Raw genomic sequence first — 16,280 nt, forward strand, 5'->3', positions numbered from 1 at the left:
TCAGCGCGAGCCGATAGCCTGCGGGAACAGATGAACGAGTGGGCGTTGCGAGCGTTGAGGACAGGGGGGCTCCATGCGGGTTCTGGGTGTTGACCCGGGGCTGACCCGGTGCGGTGTCGGCGTGGTCGAAGGCGTCGCGGGCCGCCCGTTGACCATGCTCGGCGTCGGCGTCGTGCGCACCCCGGCCGACGCGGAGCTCGGTGACCGGCTCGTCGCCATCGAGCGCGGGATAGAGGCGTGGCTGGACGAGCACTCCCCGGGTTACGTGGCCGTGGAGCGGGTCTTCGCCCAGCACAACGTCCGTACGGTGATGGGCACGGCCCAGGCCAGCGCGGTGGCCATGCTCTGCGCCGCCCGCCGCGGCATCCCGGTCGCCCTGCACACGCCCAGCGAGGTCAAGGCGGCCGTCACCGGATCGGGCCGCGCCGAGAAGGCGCAGGTCGGCGCCATGGTGACCCGGCTGCTGAGGCTGGACGCACCGCCCAAACCCGCCGACGCCGCCGACGCCCTCGCGCTCGCCATCTGCCACATCTGGCGGGCGCCCGCGCAGAACCGGCTCCAGCAGGCCGTCGCCGCCCACCGCACGTCCGGCGCGTCCCGCACCCAGCCCCCGCCCGGCATCTCCCGTACCCCCGGCACTTCCCGCACGTCTCGCACGCTGAAAGGCCCCGCCGCATGATCGCCTTCGTCTCCGGCCCGGTGGCCGCCCTCGCCCCGACCACGGCCGTCATCGAGGTCGGCGGTATCGGCATGGCCCTCCAGTGCACCCCGCAGACCCTGGCCGGCCTGCGCGTCGGCCAGGAGGCCAAGCTCGCCACCTCCCTCGTCGTCCGGGAGGACTCCCTCACCCTCTACGGCTTCGCCGACGACGACGAGCGCCAGGTCTTCGAGCTGCTCCAGACCGCCAGCGGCGTCGGCCCCCGGCTCGCCCAGGCCATGCTCGCCACCCACAGCCCCGACGCGCTCCGCCTGGCCGTCTCCACCGGCGACGAGAAGGCCCTCACGGCCGTCTCCGGCATCGGGAAGAAGGGCGCCCAGAAGCTGTTGCTGGAGCTCAAGGACCGGCTCGGCGCCCCGGTCGGCGCGCACATCGGGCAGCAGGGCATCGGCACCCCCGTCACCTCCGGCTGGCGCGAGCAGCTGCAGGCCGCGCTCATCGGCCTCGGCTATGCGAGCCGCGAGGCCGACGAAGCCGTCAGCGCCGTCGCCCCGCAGGCCGAGGCAGCCGTCGCCGAGGGCGTCGCACCCCCCGTACCGCAGTTGCTGCGGGCCGCCCTGCAGACTCTCAACCGCGCCCGCTGACCGGCACCGAACCACCGAAGAGGCCCTTGATGAACTGGGACGAGACCGGACCCGAGACCGACGAGCCGACCGGGCCGGCCTTCGACGACCGGCTGGTCGACGCGGACGCGGACGGCGAGGACAACGCGGTCGAGGCGGCCCTGCGCCCCAAGGACCTGGACGAGTTCGTCGGCCAGGAGAAGGTCCGCGAACAGCTCGACCTGGTCCTCAAGGCGGCCCGCGCCCGCGGTGCCACCGCCGACCACGTGCTCCTCTCCGGCGCCCCCGGCCTGGGCAAGACCACCCTCTCGATGATCATCGCGGCGGAGATGAACGCCCCGATCCGGATCACCTCGGGCCCCGCCATCCAGCACGCCGGCGACCTCGCGGCGATCCTCTCCTCCCTCCAGGAGGGTGAGGTCCTCTTCCTCGACGAGATCCACCGCATGTCGCGGCCCGCCGAGGAGATGCTCTACATGGCGATGGAGGACTTCCGCGTCGACGTCATCGTCGGCAAGGGCCCCGGCGCCGCCGCGATCCCGCTGGAGCTGCCGCCCTTCACCCTGGTCGGCGCCACCACCCGGGCCGGACTCCTGCCACCCCCGCTGCGCGACCGCTTCGGCTTCACCGGCCACATGGAGTTCTACGCCCCCGTCGAGCTGGAGCGCGTCATCCACCGCTCCGCCCGCCTCCTGGACGTCGGCATCGACGTGGAGGGCGCCGCCGAGATCGCCGGACGCTCCCGGGGCACCCCCCGTATCGCCAACCGCCTGCTGCGCCGCGTCCGGGACTACGCCCAGGTCAAGGCCGAGGGAACGATCGACCGGCACATCGCTGCGGCGGCCCTCAAGGTGTACGAGGTTGACGACAGGGGACTCGATCGGCTGGACCGTGCGGTCCTCGGCGCCCTGCTGAAACTCTTCGGCGGCGGGCCCGTCGGACTGTCCACCCTCGCGGTCGCCGTGGGGGAGGAGCGAGAGACCGTCGAGGAGGTCGCCGAACCCTTCCTCGTCAGGGAAGGACTGCTGGCCAGGACGCCGCGCGGCCGCGTCGCCACCCCGGCGGCCTGGGCCCACCTGGGACTGGTTCCGCCGCAGCACGGAGCAAAGGGACAACAGGGTCTGTTCGGGGCGCGATAATTCACGGGTTCGCGCGGACAGGAACCACGGTGCCATGCTGGGCGTTGTTCCAACGATGCGGACTCGCTTAGACTCCGCCGATGCCGCCCTTACAGGTCGGTGTACCCACCCCCGTATATACAGGCCGCATGCCAGCGCGGTCGTGCGAAGGAATTCCCGTCCCGTGGATATCTTGACTCTCCTCCCCTTCATCGTGCTCATCGGGGCCATGTTCCTGATGACCCGCTCCGCCAAGAAGAAGCAGGCGGCGGCCGCGCAGATGCGCAGCGACATGCAGCCCGGTACCGGCGTCCGGACGATCGGGGGCATGTACGCGACCGTCAAGGAAGTCCACGACGACACCGTTCTCCTTGAAGTCGCTCCCGGCGTGCACGCCATCTACGCGAAGAACTCGATCGGTGCCGTTCTGGACGACGCGGAGTACAACCGCATCGTGCACGGCGACGACGAGGAGCTCGACGCTGACGGCACGGTCGTTCCCGACGACGCCTCCTCGCTGACCGGTGAGTCCGGCGCGGACAAGGCCGACGTCGCCAAGATCGACCTGGGCAAGGACGAGACGGCCGACGACGCCGGGACCGAGGACGCGGCGGCCAAGGACGTCAAGGATGCCAAGGGCGACGGCAAGGCCGACGGCGAGCCCGAAGCCAAGTAGTTCTCACGGTCCCGGGGACGCCGCGCGCCGGGGGGCGCGCGACGTCCCCGGGACCGTGCAGGTCGTCTGCGGGGGCAGGTCCCCACAACACTTCGTGGCCGCTCGGGCGCGTACCCGGCGCGGGGCGGTTGGACAGGGAGAAACGAGAAGGTGGCAGCACCCAAGAAGGGCCGAGGGCCGTCCGGCGGTCAGGTCAGGCCGGGGCGTTCCCTGGTCCTGATCCTCATCGCCATGGTCGCGCTCACCGGCGGGATGTTCCTGTCCGGGCACACCACGCCGAGGCTGGGCATCGACCTCGCCGGCGGCACGTCGATCACGCTCAAGGCGAAGAACCAGCCCGGCAAGCCCAACGCGATCAACGCGACCAACATGGGCACCGCGGTCGGGATCATCGAGCGCCGCGTCAACGGTCTGGGCGTCTCGGAAGCCGAGGTCCAGACCCAGGGCAGCGACAACATCATCGTCAACATCCCCAAGGGGACCAACTCCGAGCAGGCCCGGGAGCAGGTCGGTACGACCGCCCAGCTCTACTTCCGGCCCGTTCTGACGGTGGCGGCGAGCGGTCCCGAGCAGCCCACGCCCTCCGGCTCCGCGACCCCCTCGGGAAGCGCCACGCCGAGCGCCGGTGAGTCCGCGAAGCCCGAGGACAAGGGCGAGGAGGCCACCGGCGAGGAGGCCACCCCCTCCCCGAGCTCCACCACCCAGGGCCGTGCGGTCACCGGGGCCCTGAAGAAGGCCCCCACGCCGACCCCCACCGGCTCCGGCGAGCCCAAGCCGTCCGGCACCCCCGAGGCTTCGCCCTCCGCGGACCCGGCGACGGCCAAGCTCCAGGAGGAGTTCGCCAAGCTCGACTGCACCGACCCCGAGCAGCGCACGGCGGCCGGCAAGGACGCCCTGCCGACCGACTCCATCGTCGCCTGCGGCTCGAACGTCCCCGGCAGCTACGAGAAGTACGTGCTCGGCCCGGCCGAGGTCTCCGGCGGCGACGTCGACGACGCCGAGGGCGCCATCGACCAGCAGACCGGTGAGTGGATCGTGTCGATGGAGTTCACCTCCGCCGGCGCCAAGAAGTTCCAGACGATCACCAGCCGGCTCTCGCAGCAGCAGCCGCCGATGAACCAGTTCGCGATCGTCCTGGACGGCGAGGTCGTCTCCGCGCCCTCCGTGCGGACGGCGCTCAGCAAGAACGCCCAGATCTCCGGCAGCTTCGACCAGGAGTCCGCCGCGGACCTCGGCAACATCCTGTCCTACGGTGCGCTTCCGCTGACCTTCGAGGAGTCGAGCGTCACCACGGTGACCGCCGCCCTCGGCGGTGAGCAGCTCAAGGCGGGCCTGATCGCCGGTGCGATCGGTCTGGCGCTGGTCGTGATCTACCTGGTCGCCTACTACCGCGGCCTGGCGTTCATCGCTCTGCTGAGCCTCCTGGCCTCCGGCATCCTGACGTACACGATCATGGCCTTGCTGGGCCCGGCCATCGGCTTCGCGCTGAACCTCCCGGCAGTCTGTGGAGCCATCGTCGCGATCGGCATCACAGCGGACTCCTTCATCGTGTACTTCGAACGCGTGAGGGACGAGATCCGCGAGGGCCGCACCCTGCGCCCGGCCATCGAGCGCGCCTGGCCCCGGGCCCGGCGCACCATCCTGGTCTCCGACTTCGTGTCGTTCCTGGCGGCCGCGGTGCTCTTCCTCGTCACCGTCGGCAAGGTCCAGGGCTTCGCGTTCACGCTCGGCCTGACCACGCTGCTCGACGTCGTCGTCGTGTTCCTCTTCACCAAGCCCCTGATGACGCTGATGGGCCGGACGAAGTTCTTCTCCAGTGGCGGTTCCTGGTCCGGTCTGGACCCGAAGCGGCTCGGCGCCCAGCCGCCGCTGCGCCGCTCGCGCCGTGCCAGCGCTTCCACCGACCCGAAGGAGGCGTGAGATGTCGCGACTCGGCAATCTCGGCGCCCGGCTCTACCGAGGCGAGGTCGGCTACGACTTCATCCGCAACCGCAAGATCTGGTACGGCGTCTCGATACTGATCACCATCACGGCCATCATCGGCGTGGCGGTCGGCGGCCTCCGGATGGGGATCGAGTTCAAGGGCGGCGCGGTCTTCACGACCGACAGCAGGGCCCAGATCTCCACCTCCGAGGCGACGGACGTGGCGACCGAGGCCTCGGGCCACCTGGCCATCGTCCAGGAGCTCGGCAACGGCGGTCTGCGCATCCAGATCACCGAGGTCGACACGGCCAAGGCCAACGAGATCAAGGAGACTCTCTCCGAAGAGCTCGGTATCCCGGCCGAGGAGATCAACGCGGACCTGGTCGGCCCCAGCTGGGGTGAGCAGATCGCCAACAAGGCCTGGACCGGTCTCGGGATCTTCATGGTCCTGGTGGTGATCTATCTGGCGATCGCCTTCGAGTGGCGGATGGCCGTCGCCGCCCTCATCGCCCTGATCCACGACATCACCATCACGGTCGGTGTCTACGCCCTGGTCGGCTTCGAGGTCACCCCGGGCACGGTGATCGGTCTGCTGACCATCCTCGGATACTCCCTGTACGACACGGTGGTGGTCTTCGACAGCCTCAAGGAGGGCCAGAGGGACATCACCAAGCAGACCCGCTACACGTACAGCGAGATCGCCAACCGGTCGATCAACAGCACGCTGGTCCGCTCCATCAACACCACCGTGGTGGCGCTGCTGCCGGTGGCCGGCCTGCTCTTCATCGGTGGCGGTGTCCTCGGCGCCGGCATGCTGAACGACATCTCGCTGTCGCTGTTCGTCGGTCTCGCCGCCGGTGCGTACTCCTCGATCTTCATCGCCACGCCGCTCGTCGCCGACCTCAAGGAGCGCGAGCCGCAGATGAAGGCGCTGAAGAAGCGGATTCTCGCCAAGCGGGCAGCAGCGGCCGCCCGGGGCGAGTCCCCCGAGGACGACGGCCCTGCGTACCGGCAGGCCGACGAGGACGACGAGGACGGCGAGACCGCCGGTGCCGTGGTGGGCCAGCGTCAGCAGCCCCGCGGCCACGGCCGCACGCCGGGGAAGCGCCGATGACCAGCACCACCGAATCCACCAGGGAGCTGCTGCTCAGCCGGATCCGCGATGTCGCGGACTACCCGAAGCCGGGGGTGGTGTTCAAGGACATCACCCCGCTGCTGGCGGACCCGGCGGCCTTCGCGGCGCTCACCGACGTCCTCGCGGAGCTGTGCGTACGGCACGGCGCCACGAAGATCGTCGGCCTGGAGGCGCGCGGCTTCATCCTGGCCGCGCCCGTCGCGGTCCGGGCGGGCATCGGCTTCGTACCGGTCCGCAAGGCCGGGAAGCTTCCCGGAGCCACGCTGAGCCAGTCCTACGAGCTGGAGTACGGCAGCGCGGAGCTCGAGATCCACGCCGAGGACCTCGGAGCCGAGGACCGGATCATGGTCATCGACGACGTCCTGGCCACCGGCGGCACCGCCGAGGCCTCGCTGGAGCTCATCCGGCGGGCCGGCGCCCAGGTCGCGGGGGTCGCGGTCCTCATGGAGCTCGGCTTCCTGGCGGGCCGGGCCCGGCTGGAGCCGGCTCTGCGGGGCGCTCCGCTGGAAGCGCTGATCACGGTCTGAGAACGACCCGAGCAGGAAGGGCGGGCACCCGGGAACATCCGGGTGCCCGCCCTTCGTTCTCCAAGCTCCCACCGTCCCCGGGCGAGGACCTGCCGGGGGATCGTTACCATGGGCTCTCCGGGTACCCCGGATCCGCACGAGGAGCGCTCTTGCCAGACGAGGCCCAGTCAGCCGCCGCCCCGCAGCCCGACAAGCCCGTGGCGGCCCCCGCCACGCCCGGGAAGGCCGCGCCCTCGAACGCGCCGAAGCCAGCGCCCTCGGAGCCCGAAGCAGGTTCCGAGCGCCCTCAGGCCGCCGCGCCCCCCGCCGGGCAGTCGAAACCGGCCACGCCCGCGAGCCGGCCCGCCAAGGCCCCGGAGGCGTCCAAGCCCTCCGCGGAACCGGCCGCCACGCCTGCGCCGAAGCCCCCCGCCCCCACGCCCCCGGCCCCCGTGAAGCCCGCCGTCCCGGCCGGCTCCGCCCCTCGCTCCGGTGGCTCCTCCAACCGGGTGCGGGCCCGCCTCGCCCGACTGGGCGTACAGCGCTCCAGTCCGTACAACCCGGTCCTCGAACCCCTGCTGCGTACGGTCCGGGGCAACGACCCCAAGATCGAGACGGCCACCCTCCGCCAGATCGAGCGCGCCTACCAGGTGGCCGAGCGCTGGCACCGCGGCCAGAAGCGCAAGAGCGGCGACCCGTACATCACGCACCCGCTCGCCGTCACCACGATCCTTGCCGAGCTGGGTATGGATCCGGCCACCCTGATGGCCGGGCTGCTGCACGACACCGTCGAGGACACCGAGTACGGCCTGGACACCCTCAAGCGCGAGTTCGGCGACCAGGTTGCCCTCCTCGTCGACGGTGTCACCAAGCTGGACAAGGTCAAGTTCGGCGAGGCCGCGCAGGCCGAGACCGTACGCAAGATGGTCGTCGCCATGGCCAAGGACCCCAGGGTCCTGGTCATCAAGCTCGCCGACCGGCTGCACAACATGCGCACCATGCGCTACCTCAAGCGGGAGAAGCAGGAGAAGAAGGCCCGCGAGACGCTGGAGATCTACGCCCCGCTGGCGCACCGGCTGGGCATGAACACCATCAAATGGGAGCTGGAGGACCTCGCCTTCGCGATCCTCTACCCCAAGATGTACGACGAGATCGTCCGCCTCGTCGCCGAGCGGGCCCCCAAGCGCGACGAATACCTCGCCATAGTGACCGACGAGGTCCAGTCCGACCTGCGCGCCGCCCGCATCAAGGCCACCGTCACCGGCCGCCCCAAGCACTACTACAGCGTCTACCAGAAGATGATCGTGCGAGGCCGCGACTTCGCCGAGATCTACGACCTGGTGGGCATTCGGGTCCTCGTCGACACCGTCCGCGACTGCTACGCGGCGCTCGGCACCGTCCACGCCCGGTGGAACCCGGTGCCCGGGCGGTTCAAGGACTACATCGCGATGCCCAAGTTCAACATGTACCAGTCGCTGCACACCACGGTGATCGGCCCCAGCGGCAAGCCCGTCGAGCTCCAGATCCGTACGTTCGACATGCACCGCCGCGCCGAGTACGGCATCGCCGCGCACTGGAAGTACAAGCAGGAGGCCGTCGCCGGCGCCTCCAAGGTGCGCACCGACATCCCCAAGAACACCGGCCGCGGCCAGGACACCGTCAACGACATGGCGTGGCTGCGCCAGCTCCTGGACTGGCAGAAGGAGACCGAGGACCCCAGCGAGTTCCTGGAGTCCCTGCGCTTCGACCTCTCGCGCAACGAGGTCTTCGTCTTCACGCCGAAGGGCGACGTGATAGCGCTGCCCGCCGGGGCGACGCCCGTCGACTTCGCGTACGCCGTCCACACCGAGGTCGGCCACCGGACCATAGGAGCACGCGTCAACGGGCGGCTCGTCCCGCTCGAATCGACCCTCGACAACGGCGACCTGGTGGAGGTCTTCACCTCCAAGGCGGCCGGCGCCGCACCCTCCCGGGACTGGCTCGGCTTCGTCAAGTCGCCGCGCGCCCGCAACAAGATCCGCGCATGGTTCTCCAAGGAGCGCCGCGACGAGGCCATCGAGCAGGGCAAGGACTCCATCGCCCGGGCCATGCGCAAGCAGAACCTGCCGATCCAGCGGATCCTGACCGGCGACTCCCTGGTCACCCTCGCCCACGAGATGCGCTACCCCGACATCTCCTCGCTGTACGCGGCGATCGGCGAGGGCCATGTCGCGGCGGCCGGCGTCGTACAGAAGCTGGTGCAGGCCCTCGGCGGCCACGACGAGGCCAACGAGGACCTCGCCGAGTCCACCCCGCCCTCCCACGGCCGCAACAAGCGCCGCGCCAACGCCGACCCCGGCGTCGTCGTCAAGGGCGTCGAGGACGTCTGGGTCAAGCTCGCCCGCTGTTGTACGCCCGTCCCCGGCGACCCGATCATCGGCTTCGTCACCCGGGGCAGCGGCGTCTCGGTGCACCGCGCCGACTGCGTCAACGTGGAGTCCCTCTCGCAGCAGCCCGAGCGGATCCTCGAAGTCGAATGGGCCCCCACCCAGTCCTCGGTCTTCCTGGTCGCCATCCAGGTCGAGGCACTGGACCGCTCCCGGCTCCTCTCCGACGTCACCCGGATCCTCTCCGACCAGCATGTCAACATCCTGTCGGCGGCCGTCCAGACCTCCCGCGACCGGGTCGCCACCTCACGCTTCACCTTCGAGATGGGCGACCCCAAGCACCTGGGGCACGTCCTGAAGGCCGTACGCGGTGTGGAGGGCGTCTACGACGTCTACCGGGTCACCTCGGCCCGCAGGCCGTAACAGCGGCAACGGAAAGGCCCCGGTACGCGATGCGTACCGGGGCCTTCTGGCAGCCGTCTCAGCCGCCGAACTCCTCCAGGCCCTTCAGAGCCTGGTCCAGCAGAGCCTGGCGGCCCTCAAGCTCCTTGGCCAGCTTGTCCGCGCGGGCGTTGTTGCCCGAAGCGCGCGCGGTGTCGATCTGGCCGCGCAGCTTGTCCACGGCAGCCTGGAGCTGACCGGTCAGACCCTCGGCGCGGGCCCGCGCCTCCGGGTTCGTCCGGCGCCACTCCGACTCCTCGGACTCCTGGAGCGCCCGCTCCACCGCCTGCATCCGGCCCTCGACCTTCGGGCGGGCGTCACGCGGTACGTGGCCGATGGCCTCCCAGCGCTCGTTGATGCCCCGGAAGACGGCACGGGCCGCCTTGAGGTCCTTCACCGGCACCAGCTTCTCGGCCTCGGTGGCGAGCTCCTCCTTGAGCTTGAGGTTCTCGCCCTGCTCGGCGTCGCGCTCCGCGAAGACCTCGCTGCGGGCGGCGAAGAAGACGTCCTGAGCACCGCGGAAGCGGTTCCACAGATCGTCCTCGGCTTCGCGCTGGGCGCGGCCCGCGGCCTTCCACTCGGTCATCAGGTCGCGGTAGCGCGCGGCCGTGGTCACCCAGTCCGTGGAGCCGGACAGCGCCTCGGCCTCGGTGACCAGCTTCTCCTTGCCCTTACGGGCGTCCTCACGCTGGGCGTCCAGCGCGGCGAAGTGGGCCTTGCGCCGCTTGGAGAACGCCGAGCGGGCGTGCGAGAAGCGGTGCCACAGCTCGTCGTCCGACTTGCGGTCCAGACGGGGGAGGCCTTTCCAGGTGTCCACCAGCGCCCGCAGCCGCTCACCGGCCGACCGCCACTGCTCGCTCTGCGCCAGCTCCTCGGCCTCGGTGACCAGAGCCTCCTTGGCATGCTTGGCCTCGTCGGTCTGCTTGGCCTTGAGGACCTTGCGCTCCTCGCGCCGTGCCTCGACGGTCGCCACGAGCGCGTCCAGCCGCTTGCGCAGTGCGTCCAGGTCGCCCACCGCGTGGTGCTCGTCGACCTGCTGCCGCAGGTGGTCGATCGCGGTCGTCGCGTCCTTCGCCGACAGATCGGTGGTCTTCACCCGCCGTTCGAGGAGGCCGATCTCGACCACGATGCCGTCGTACTTGCGCTCGAAATAGGCCAGAGCCTCCTCGGGGGAACCGGCCTGCCACGATCCGACGACCTGCTCACCGTCGGCTGTACGCACGTACACGGTGCCCGTCTCGTCGACGCGGCCCCACGGGTCGCTGCTCACAGCGCCTCCTCCACCTGATGCCTGCGAGGGGGTTCGCCCCCCGGGCATCGTCCACAGTTTCCTCGGGCGGGCCTCGCCCGCCCTGCACAACGCCAATCTAGGCGACCGGCCACCCGGCTGTCCGCACTCAGCGCGGCTGAAATTATCCGCTCGCGCAGGACGGCCCGGGGCGCGAGAGCCGCCCCGGGCCGTGCGGCCGGATCAGACCTTCTTCACGGTCGCCTTCTTGATCTCCACGGGCTTCTTCGGCGCACCGTCGCCCGCGCCGCCCTCGACACCAGCGGCGCCGACCTTCTCCACGGCCTTCAGGGAGGCCTTGTCGAGCTTGCCGAACGGGGTGTAGGTGGGGGGCAGCTTGGTGTCCTTGTAGACCAGGAAGAACTGGCTGCCGCCGGTGCCCGGCTGGCCGGTGTTGGCCATCGCCACCGTGCCCGCGGGGAACGTCACCGCGCCGTCGGCACCCGCCTTGCCGAGCGCCGTGAGGTTCTCGTCCGGGATGTTGTAGCCGGGGCCGCCCGTGCCGTCGCCCTTCGGGTCACCGCACTGCAGGACGAAGATGCCCTGCGTGGTGAGCCGGTGGCACTTCGTCCCGTCGAAGTAGCCCTTGTCGGCGAGCGCCTTGAAGGAGTTCGCCGTCTGCGGGGTCTTCGCCGCGTCCATGGTGAACGCTATGTCGCCCTGGCTCGTACCGAGCGACATCGTGTACGACGCCTTCTTGTCGATCGTCATCGGCGGCGCGGGAGCCTTGCTCTCGCTCTCCGAGGGCGTCGGCTCCGGGCTCTGGCTCGCGGCCGCGTCGTTCTTCTTGCCGTCCTTGCCGTCGTCCTTGCCCGCCACGACGAACGCGCTCACGCCCACGACGGCGACCACGGCCACCGACGCTGCGACGATCGCCGTGATGCGCCTCGTCCTGCGACGGGCTTCCTCGCGGCGCTTCTGCTGGCGCTCGAACTTTTCCCGGGCGAGCTGCCGCCGCCGCTGTTCGCTGCTGGACACCGGTTGGGCTCCTTGTTACGTCGTGAGATCAGGGCTGGGCTGCCCGTACCGTATATGGGTTACCTGTGTCATGAGGAGCGCCGGTAGGCTCTGATCTGCTGCATCCTTCGCTGCGGCCGCATCCTCCGGACGAACATTAAGGACGATCGTGCTCATTGCCGGGTTCCCCGCCGGGGCCTGGGGGACCAATTGCTACCTGGTCGCCCCCGCCGCCGGTGAGGAGTGCGTGATCATCGACCCGGGCCACCAGGCCGCCCAGGGCGTAGAGGAAGCGCTGAAGAAGCATCGGCTCAAGCCCGTCGCCGTCGTGCTCACCCACGGCCACATCGACCATGTCGCCTCGGTCGTCCCCGTGTGCGGCGCCCATGACGTCCCCGCCTGGATCCACCCCGAGGACCGCTACATGATGAGCGACCCGGAGAAGGCCCTCGGCCGCTCCATCGGGATGCCGCTCATGGGCGAACTGACCGTGGGGGAGCCGGACGACGTCAAGGAGCTGACCGACGGCGCGAAGCTGACCCTGGCCGGTCTGGAGTTCGGCGTCTCGCACGCGCCCGGCCATACCAAGGGGTCGGTGACGTTCGGGATGCCCGAGGCCGCGGACGTTCCGCCGGTCCTCTTCTCGGGCGACCTGCTCTTCGCCGGCTCCGTCGGACGCACCGACCTGCCCGGCGGCGACCACGCCGAGCTCCTCGAGTCGCTGGCCCGCGTGTGCCTGCCGCTCGACGACTCGACCGTGGTGCTGTCCGGCCACGGCCCCCAGACGACCATCGGCCGCGAGCGCGCCTCCAACCCGTTCCTGAACGGTCTGGACGCGTCGCCGCGCCGAGGACTGTAGAAGACGAGAGACCTACTTACGTGAGCACCTTCCAGGCCCCCAAGGGCACGTACGACCTGACCCCGCCGGACTCCGCGAAGTTCCTGGCGGTGCGCGAGGCCATCTCCGCGCCCCTGCGCGACTCCGGCTACGGCTACATCGAGACGCCCGGCTTCGAGGACGTCGAGCTCTTCGCGCGCGGTGTCGGTGAGTCCACCGACATCGTCACCAAGGAGATGTACACCCTCACCACCAAGGGCGGCGCGGAGCTGGCGCTGCGCCCCGAGGGCACCGCGTCCGTGCTGCGCGCCGCACTGGAGGCCAACCTCCACAAGGCGGGCAACCTCCCCGTCAAGCTCTGGTACTCCGGCTCGTACTACCGCTACGAGCGCCCGCAGAAGGGCCGCTACCGCCACTTCTCGCAGGTCGGCGCCGAGGCCATCGGCACCGAGGACCCGGTCCTGGACGCCGAGCTGATCATCCTGGCCGACCAGGCGTACCGCTCGCTCGGCCTGCGCCAGTTCCGCATCCTGCTGAACTCGCTGGGCGACAAGGAGTGCCGTCCCGTCTACCGCGAGGCGCTCCAGACCTACCTGCGCGACCTCGACCTGGACGAGGAGACCCGCCGCCGCATCGAGATCAACCCGCTGCGCGTCCTGGACGACAAGCGGCCCGACGTACAGAAGCAGCTCACCGACGCCCCCAAGCTCCGCGACTACCTCTGCGACGCCTGCAAGGCGTACCACGAGGAGGTCCGCGCGCTGCTGACGGCGGCCGGAGTGGTGTACGAGGACGACGAGAAGCTCGTCCGCGGCCTCGACTACTACACCCGCACCACCTTCGAGTTCGTCCACGACGGCCTGGGCTCCCAGTCCGCGGTGGGCGGCGGCGGCCGCTACGACGGCCTGTCCGAGATGATCGGCGGCCCCGCGCTGCCATCGGTCGGCTGGGCCCTCGGCGTGGACCGCACGGTCCTCGCACTGGAGGCCGAGGGCGTCGAGCTCGACATCCCCGCCACCACCAGCGTGTACGCGGTCCCGCTCGGCGAGGAGGCCCGCCGGGCCCTCTTCGCCGTCGTCACCGAGCTGCGCCGCGCAGGCGTCGCCGCCGACTTCGCGTTCGGCGGCCGCGGCCTCAAGGGCGCGATGAAGAGCGCCAACCGCTCGGGCGCCCGCTACACCCTGGTCGCGGGCGAACGCGATCTGGCCGAGGGCGTCGTCCAGCTCAAGGACATGGAGTCCGGCGAGCAGAGCGCGGTGCCGCTGGCCGAGGTCGTGGCGGAGCTGACGGCTCGGCTCGGCTGACACACAGCGGAACGGTGCGCGGGCGGGAAGGTCTTCAGGCCCTCCCGCCCGCGCCCTTTCGCGTGGGAGGCGCGCCTCAGATCAGCCCCTGACGCATCGCCCCCGTCACCGCCGCCGTCCGGTCGTTCACGCCCAGCTTCCCGAACGCCCGCAGCAGATGCGTCTTCACCGTCGACTCCCCGATGAACAGCCGCCGCCCGATCTCCGCGTTGGCGCACCCCTCCGCCACCAGCCGCAGGACCTGCGTCTCCCGCTCCGAGAGCCGGGGCAGCTCCGGCACCGACCGCAGCCGGTCCACCAGCCGGGCCGCCACCGAAGGGGCGAGCACCGTCTCCCCACGGGCCGCCGCCCGCACCGCGGCCGCCAGCTCCGCCCGCCCCAGGTCCTTGAGCAGATAGCCGGACGCCCCCGCCTCCACGGCCCGCAGGATGTCGCTGTCGCTCTCGTACGTGGTCAGCACGACCACCCGGCACGGCAGCCCCGCCGCCCGGATCCGCCGGATGGAACCCACGCCCCCGCCGCCCGGCATCCGCAGGTCCATCAGCACGATGTCCGGCAGCAGCTCGGCACAGAGCGCCTCGGCCTGCGGACCGCTCGACGCCTCGCCGACGACCTCGAGACCGGGGTCGGCGTCGAGCATCCCGCGCAGCCCCTCCCGTACGACGGGGTGGTCGTCGGCCGGCAGGACACGGATCATCGGGGGCTCCTCGGAGGTTCGCCGGACAGCGGATTCAGGGGGAGGCGTACGGTCACCGACGTGCCCGAGCCGGGAGCGCTGCGGACGGACGCCACTCCGCCCGCTTCCTCGGCCGTGGCCCGCAGCCCGGCGAGGCCGTAGCCCTCGTGCGGTGACCCGGTATCGAAGCCGTGGCCCTCGTCCCGTACGGACAGGGTCAGGGCGTCGGGGGCGTACTCCAGCAGGACCGCCACCGCCACGGCGTTCCCCGCGTGCTTACGGGTGTTGACGAGGGCCTCCTGGCAAGCGCGCAGGGCCACCACCTCGTGCGCGGTGGGCAGCGGCCGGGCGGTGCCGGCCACCCGCAGCTGGGCCGAGGCCCCGGTCTGCGCGGTGTGGCGCCCGGTCAGCCGGCGCAGGGCGTCGGCGAGCGAGGCGCCGGCCAGATCGGCGGGGGAGCCGTCGGCGACCAGCGACCGGGCCTCGGCGAGGTTCTCCCGGGCGGTCCGCGCCATCAGCGCCACATGGCGGCGGGCCCGCGGCGGATCGTGGTCCAGCTCCGATTCGACGGCCTGGGCAGCCGCAGCAGCGTGAAGCACTGCGGGGCGAGCGCGAAGGTCACCAGCTGCGTCTCACCGACCAGCACCGCCGCGGGCAGGAAGAGCAGGACGGCACCGAGGACATAACGCCGGCCCGGCGCTCCGGCCGCCGTGTCGTCGAGCAGCGCCGGACGCCCCGCCCACAGGTACCAGGGCAGCGTCAGCCCGACGAGCGCGGCCGCCACCGCCCGCAGCCGCCAGGACGGCTCGGCCGCGCCGAGCACGAGGACGACCGTGACCGCCCAGACCACGGCGAAGTACCCGTCCCAGGCGCGCAACGGCCGGGCCCACGCATCGGACCGGCGGGCCTCACGGGTGACCGATGCGCCCACCGTCAACCCGGCGGGTGCGGATTCATCCTCACGCACATCCACCACGTGTTCCGTCATGGACCCGAGCATCCCGCGGTGGACGGGATTCCCCACCCCCCAGGCGTACACCTTTATGTCCATCGAACGGCTGACCCGTCCGGGGGTGCGGCACAATGACCGTGCCCGGCTGACCACTCAGTGATGGAACGGCGATATGACGACTGCAGCGGTAGACCACCACCCCTCATCCGACCAGGACGAGGACGGCGGCAAGCGCACCTTCGGGGCCGGACGGGGTCTCGCCCTGCTCCTGGTGATCACCGGCGCGGCCGGACTGCTGGCCTCCTGGGTCATCACGATCGACAAGTTCAAGCTGCTGGAGGACCCCTCCTTCACGCCCGGCTGCAGCCTCAACCCGGTCGTGGCGTGCGGCAACATCATGAAGAGCGAGCAGGCCTCGGCGTTCGGGTTCCCCAACCCGATGCTCGGCCTGGTCACGTACGGCATGGTCATCGCCATCGGGATCGGCCTGCTCGCCGGCGCCCGGTACCGCAGCTGGTTCTGGCTCGGCCTCAACGCGGGCACCCTGTTCGGCGTCGGTTTCTGCACCTGGCTCCAGTACCAGTCGCTCTACAACATCAACTCGCTCTGCCTGTGGTGCTGCCTGGCCTGGGTGGCCACCATCGTCATGTTCTGCTACGTGACCACGCACAACGTCAAGCACCGCATCCTTCCCGCGCCCGCGTGGCTGCGGAACGGCCTGGCCGAGTTCCCCTGGGTGCTTCCGGTGCTGTGGATCGGCGTCATCGGGATGCTGATCCTGACGCGCTGGTGGGACTTCTGGACCAGCTGAGCACCGCC

The 16,280-nt window shown here is 70.8% G+C and carries 14 protein-coding genes and 1 pseudogene; 11 read left to right on the forward strand and 4 right to left on the reverse strand.

The window, feature by feature from the left end; translation table 11 throughout:
* Nucleotides 1-73: 73 nt before the first annotated feature.
* The 8 genes from ruvC (at nt 74) to ACK8N7_RS31250 (ending at nt 9,428) form a co-directional block, all read left to right on the forward strand.
* Nucleotides 74-679, forward strand: a complete 606-nt coding sequence (ruvC, locus tag ACK8N7_RS31215) for a crossover junction endodeoxyribonuclease RuvC (RefSeq protein ID WP_403212178.1) — start codon at nt 74-76, stop codon at nt 677-679.
* Entirely contained in the window at nt 676-1,302 is a 627-nt protein-coding gene (ruvA, locus tag ACK8N7_RS31220) for a Holliday junction branch migration protein RuvA (RefSeq protein ID WP_403212180.1), read from the forward strand. Before ruvC ends, ruvA begins: the two co-directional genes overlap by 4 nt.
* 29 nt (nt 1,303-1,331) lie before the next feature.
* Nucleotides 1,332-2,420 (forward strand): Holliday junction branch migration DNA helicase RuvB, encoded by a 1,089-nt coding sequence (gene ruvB / locus ACK8N7_RS31225; protein WP_500444639.1) that lies wholly within the window; start codon nt 1,332-1,334, stop codon nt 2,418-2,420.
* Nucleotides 2,421-2,583: 163 nt separating this feature from the next.
* On the forward strand, nt 2,584-3,075 hold the full coding sequence (gene yajC, locus ACK8N7_RS31230) for a preprotein translocase subunit YajC (protein ID WP_355124254.1): 492 nt from the start codon (nt 2,584-2,586) through the stop codon (nt 3,073-3,075).
* A gap of 150 nt (nt 3,076-3,225) precedes the next feature.
* The gene (secD, locus tag ACK8N7_RS31235) at nt 3,226-4,995 is read left to right on the forward strand and encodes a protein translocase subunit SecD (protein WP_403212184.1); all 1,770 of its coding nucleotides are present in this window, start codon (nt 3,226-3,228) and stop codon (nt 4,993-4,995) included.
* 1 nt (nt 4,996) lies between these two features.
* Nucleotides 4,997-6,112, forward strand: a complete 1,116-nt coding sequence (gene secF / locus ACK8N7_RS31240) for a protein translocase subunit SecF (RefSeq protein ID WP_500444640.1) — start codon at nt 4,997-4,999, stop codon at nt 6,110-6,112.
* Complete coding sequence (locus tag ACK8N7_RS31245) at nt 6,109-6,660, forward strand: adenine phosphoribosyltransferase (RefSeq protein WP_403212188.1); 552 nt, start codon at nt 6,109-6,111, stop codon at nt 6,658-6,660. The genes secF and ACK8N7_RS31245 overlap by 4 nt, the downstream gene beginning before the upstream one ends.
* Before the next feature lie 149 nt (nt 6,661-6,809).
* Entirely contained in the window at nt 6,810-9,428 is a 2,619-nt protein-coding gene (locus ACK8N7_RS31250) for a RelA/SpoT family protein (RefSeq protein WP_500444641.1), read from the forward strand.
* Between the two features lie 58 nt (nt 9,429-9,486).
* Here the strand turns inward: ACK8N7_RS31250 and ACK8N7_RS31255 are convergent, their stop codons facing one another.
* Both ACK8N7_RS31255 and ACK8N7_RS31260 read right to left on the reverse strand, forming a co-directional pair.
* Nucleotides 9,487-10,716 (reverse strand): DUF349 domain-containing protein, encoded by a 1,230-nt coding sequence (locus ACK8N7_RS31255; RefSeq protein ID WP_403212192.1) that lies wholly within the window; start codon nt 10,714-10,716, stop codon nt 9,487-9,489.
* Between the two features lie 201 nt (nt 10,717-10,917).
* Nucleotides 10,918-11,712 carry a peptidylprolyl isomerase gene (locus ACK8N7_RS31260; RefSeq protein ID WP_403212194.1) on the reverse strand — a complete coding sequence of 265 codons (795 nt, stop codon included), beginning with the start codon at nt 11,710-11,712 and terminating at the stop codon, nt 10,918-10,920.
* Between the two features lie 148 nt (nt 11,713-11,860).
* Between ACK8N7_RS31260 and ACK8N7_RS31265 the strand changes: the two genes are divergently transcribed.
* Together ACK8N7_RS31265 and hisS are read left to right on the forward strand one after the other, a co-directional pair.
* Nucleotides 11,861-12,550 carry an MBL fold metallo-hydrolase gene (locus ACK8N7_RS31265; protein ID WP_500444642.1) on the forward strand — a complete coding sequence of 230 codons (690 nt, stop codon included), beginning with the start codon at nt 11,861-11,863 and terminating at the stop codon, nt 12,548-12,550.
* Between the two features lie 20 nt (nt 12,551-12,570).
* Nucleotides 12,571-13,833, forward strand: coding sequence for a histidine--tRNA ligase (gene hisS / locus ACK8N7_RS31270; protein ID WP_500444643.1), 1,263 nt, complete (start codon nt 12,571-12,573; stop codon nt 13,831-13,833).
* Between the two features lie 76 nt (nt 13,834-13,909).
* On the opposite strand, the gene ACK8N7_RS31275 is transcribed toward hisS, so the two are convergent.
* Both ACK8N7_RS31275 and ACK8N7_RS31280 read right to left on the reverse strand, forming a co-directional pair.
* Entirely contained in the window at nt 13,910-14,530 is a 621-nt protein-coding gene (locus ACK8N7_RS31275) for a response regulator (protein ID WP_500444644.1), read from the reverse strand.
* Nucleotides 14,527-15,560 (reverse strand): annotated as a pseudogene (locus tag ACK8N7_RS31280) (sensor histidine kinase). The gene ACK8N7_RS31275 and the pseudogene ACK8N7_RS31280 overlap by 4 nt, the downstream one beginning before the upstream one ends.
* Nucleotides 15,561-15,633: 73 nt before the next feature.
* Between ACK8N7_RS31280 and ACK8N7_RS31285 the strand changes: the two are divergent.
* Nucleotides 15,634-16,272: a vitamin K epoxide reductase family protein gene (locus tag ACK8N7_RS31285; protein WP_403212202.1), complete on the forward strand. Its 639-nt coding sequence runs from the start codon at nt 15,634-15,636 to the stop codon at nt 16,270-16,272.
* Nucleotides 16,273-16,280: the final 8 nt, after the last annotated feature.

The sequence above is a fragment of the Streptomyces griseobrunneus genome, from assembly GCF_046713465.1.
GTDB lineage: Bacteria > Actinomycetota > Actinomycetes > Streptomycetales > Streptomycetaceae > Streptomyces > Streptomyces microflavus.

Bases quoted from the DNA above. Each gene is read 5' to 3' on its own strand.
- ruvC (WP_403212178.1), top strand. From the start codon at position 74: ATGCGGGTTCTGGGTGTTGACCCGGGGCTGACCCGGTGCGGTGTCGGC.
- ruvA (WP_403212180.1), top strand. From the start codon at position 676: ATGATCGCCTTCGTCTCCGGCCCGGTGGCCGCCCTCGCCCCGACCACG.
- ruvB (WP_500444639.1), top strand. From the start codon at position 1,332: ATGAACTGGGACGAGACCGGACCCGAGACCGACGAGCCGACCGGGCCG.
- secF (WP_500444640.1), top strand. From the start codon at position 4,997: ATGTCGCGACTCGGCAATCTCGGCGCCCGGCTCTACCGAGGCGAGGTC.
- ACK8N7_RS31245 (WP_403212188.1), top strand. From the start codon at position 6,109: ATGACCAGCACCACCGAATCCACCAGGGAGCTGCTGCTCAGCCGGATC.
- ACK8N7_RS31275 (WP_500444644.1), bottom strand. From the start codon at position 14,530: ATGATCCGTGTCCTGCCGGCCGACGACCACCCCGTCGTACGGGAGGGG.
- ACK8N7_RS31285 (WP_403212202.1), top strand. From the start codon at position 15,634: ATGACGACTGCAGCGGTAGACCACCACCCCTCATCCGACCAGGACGAG.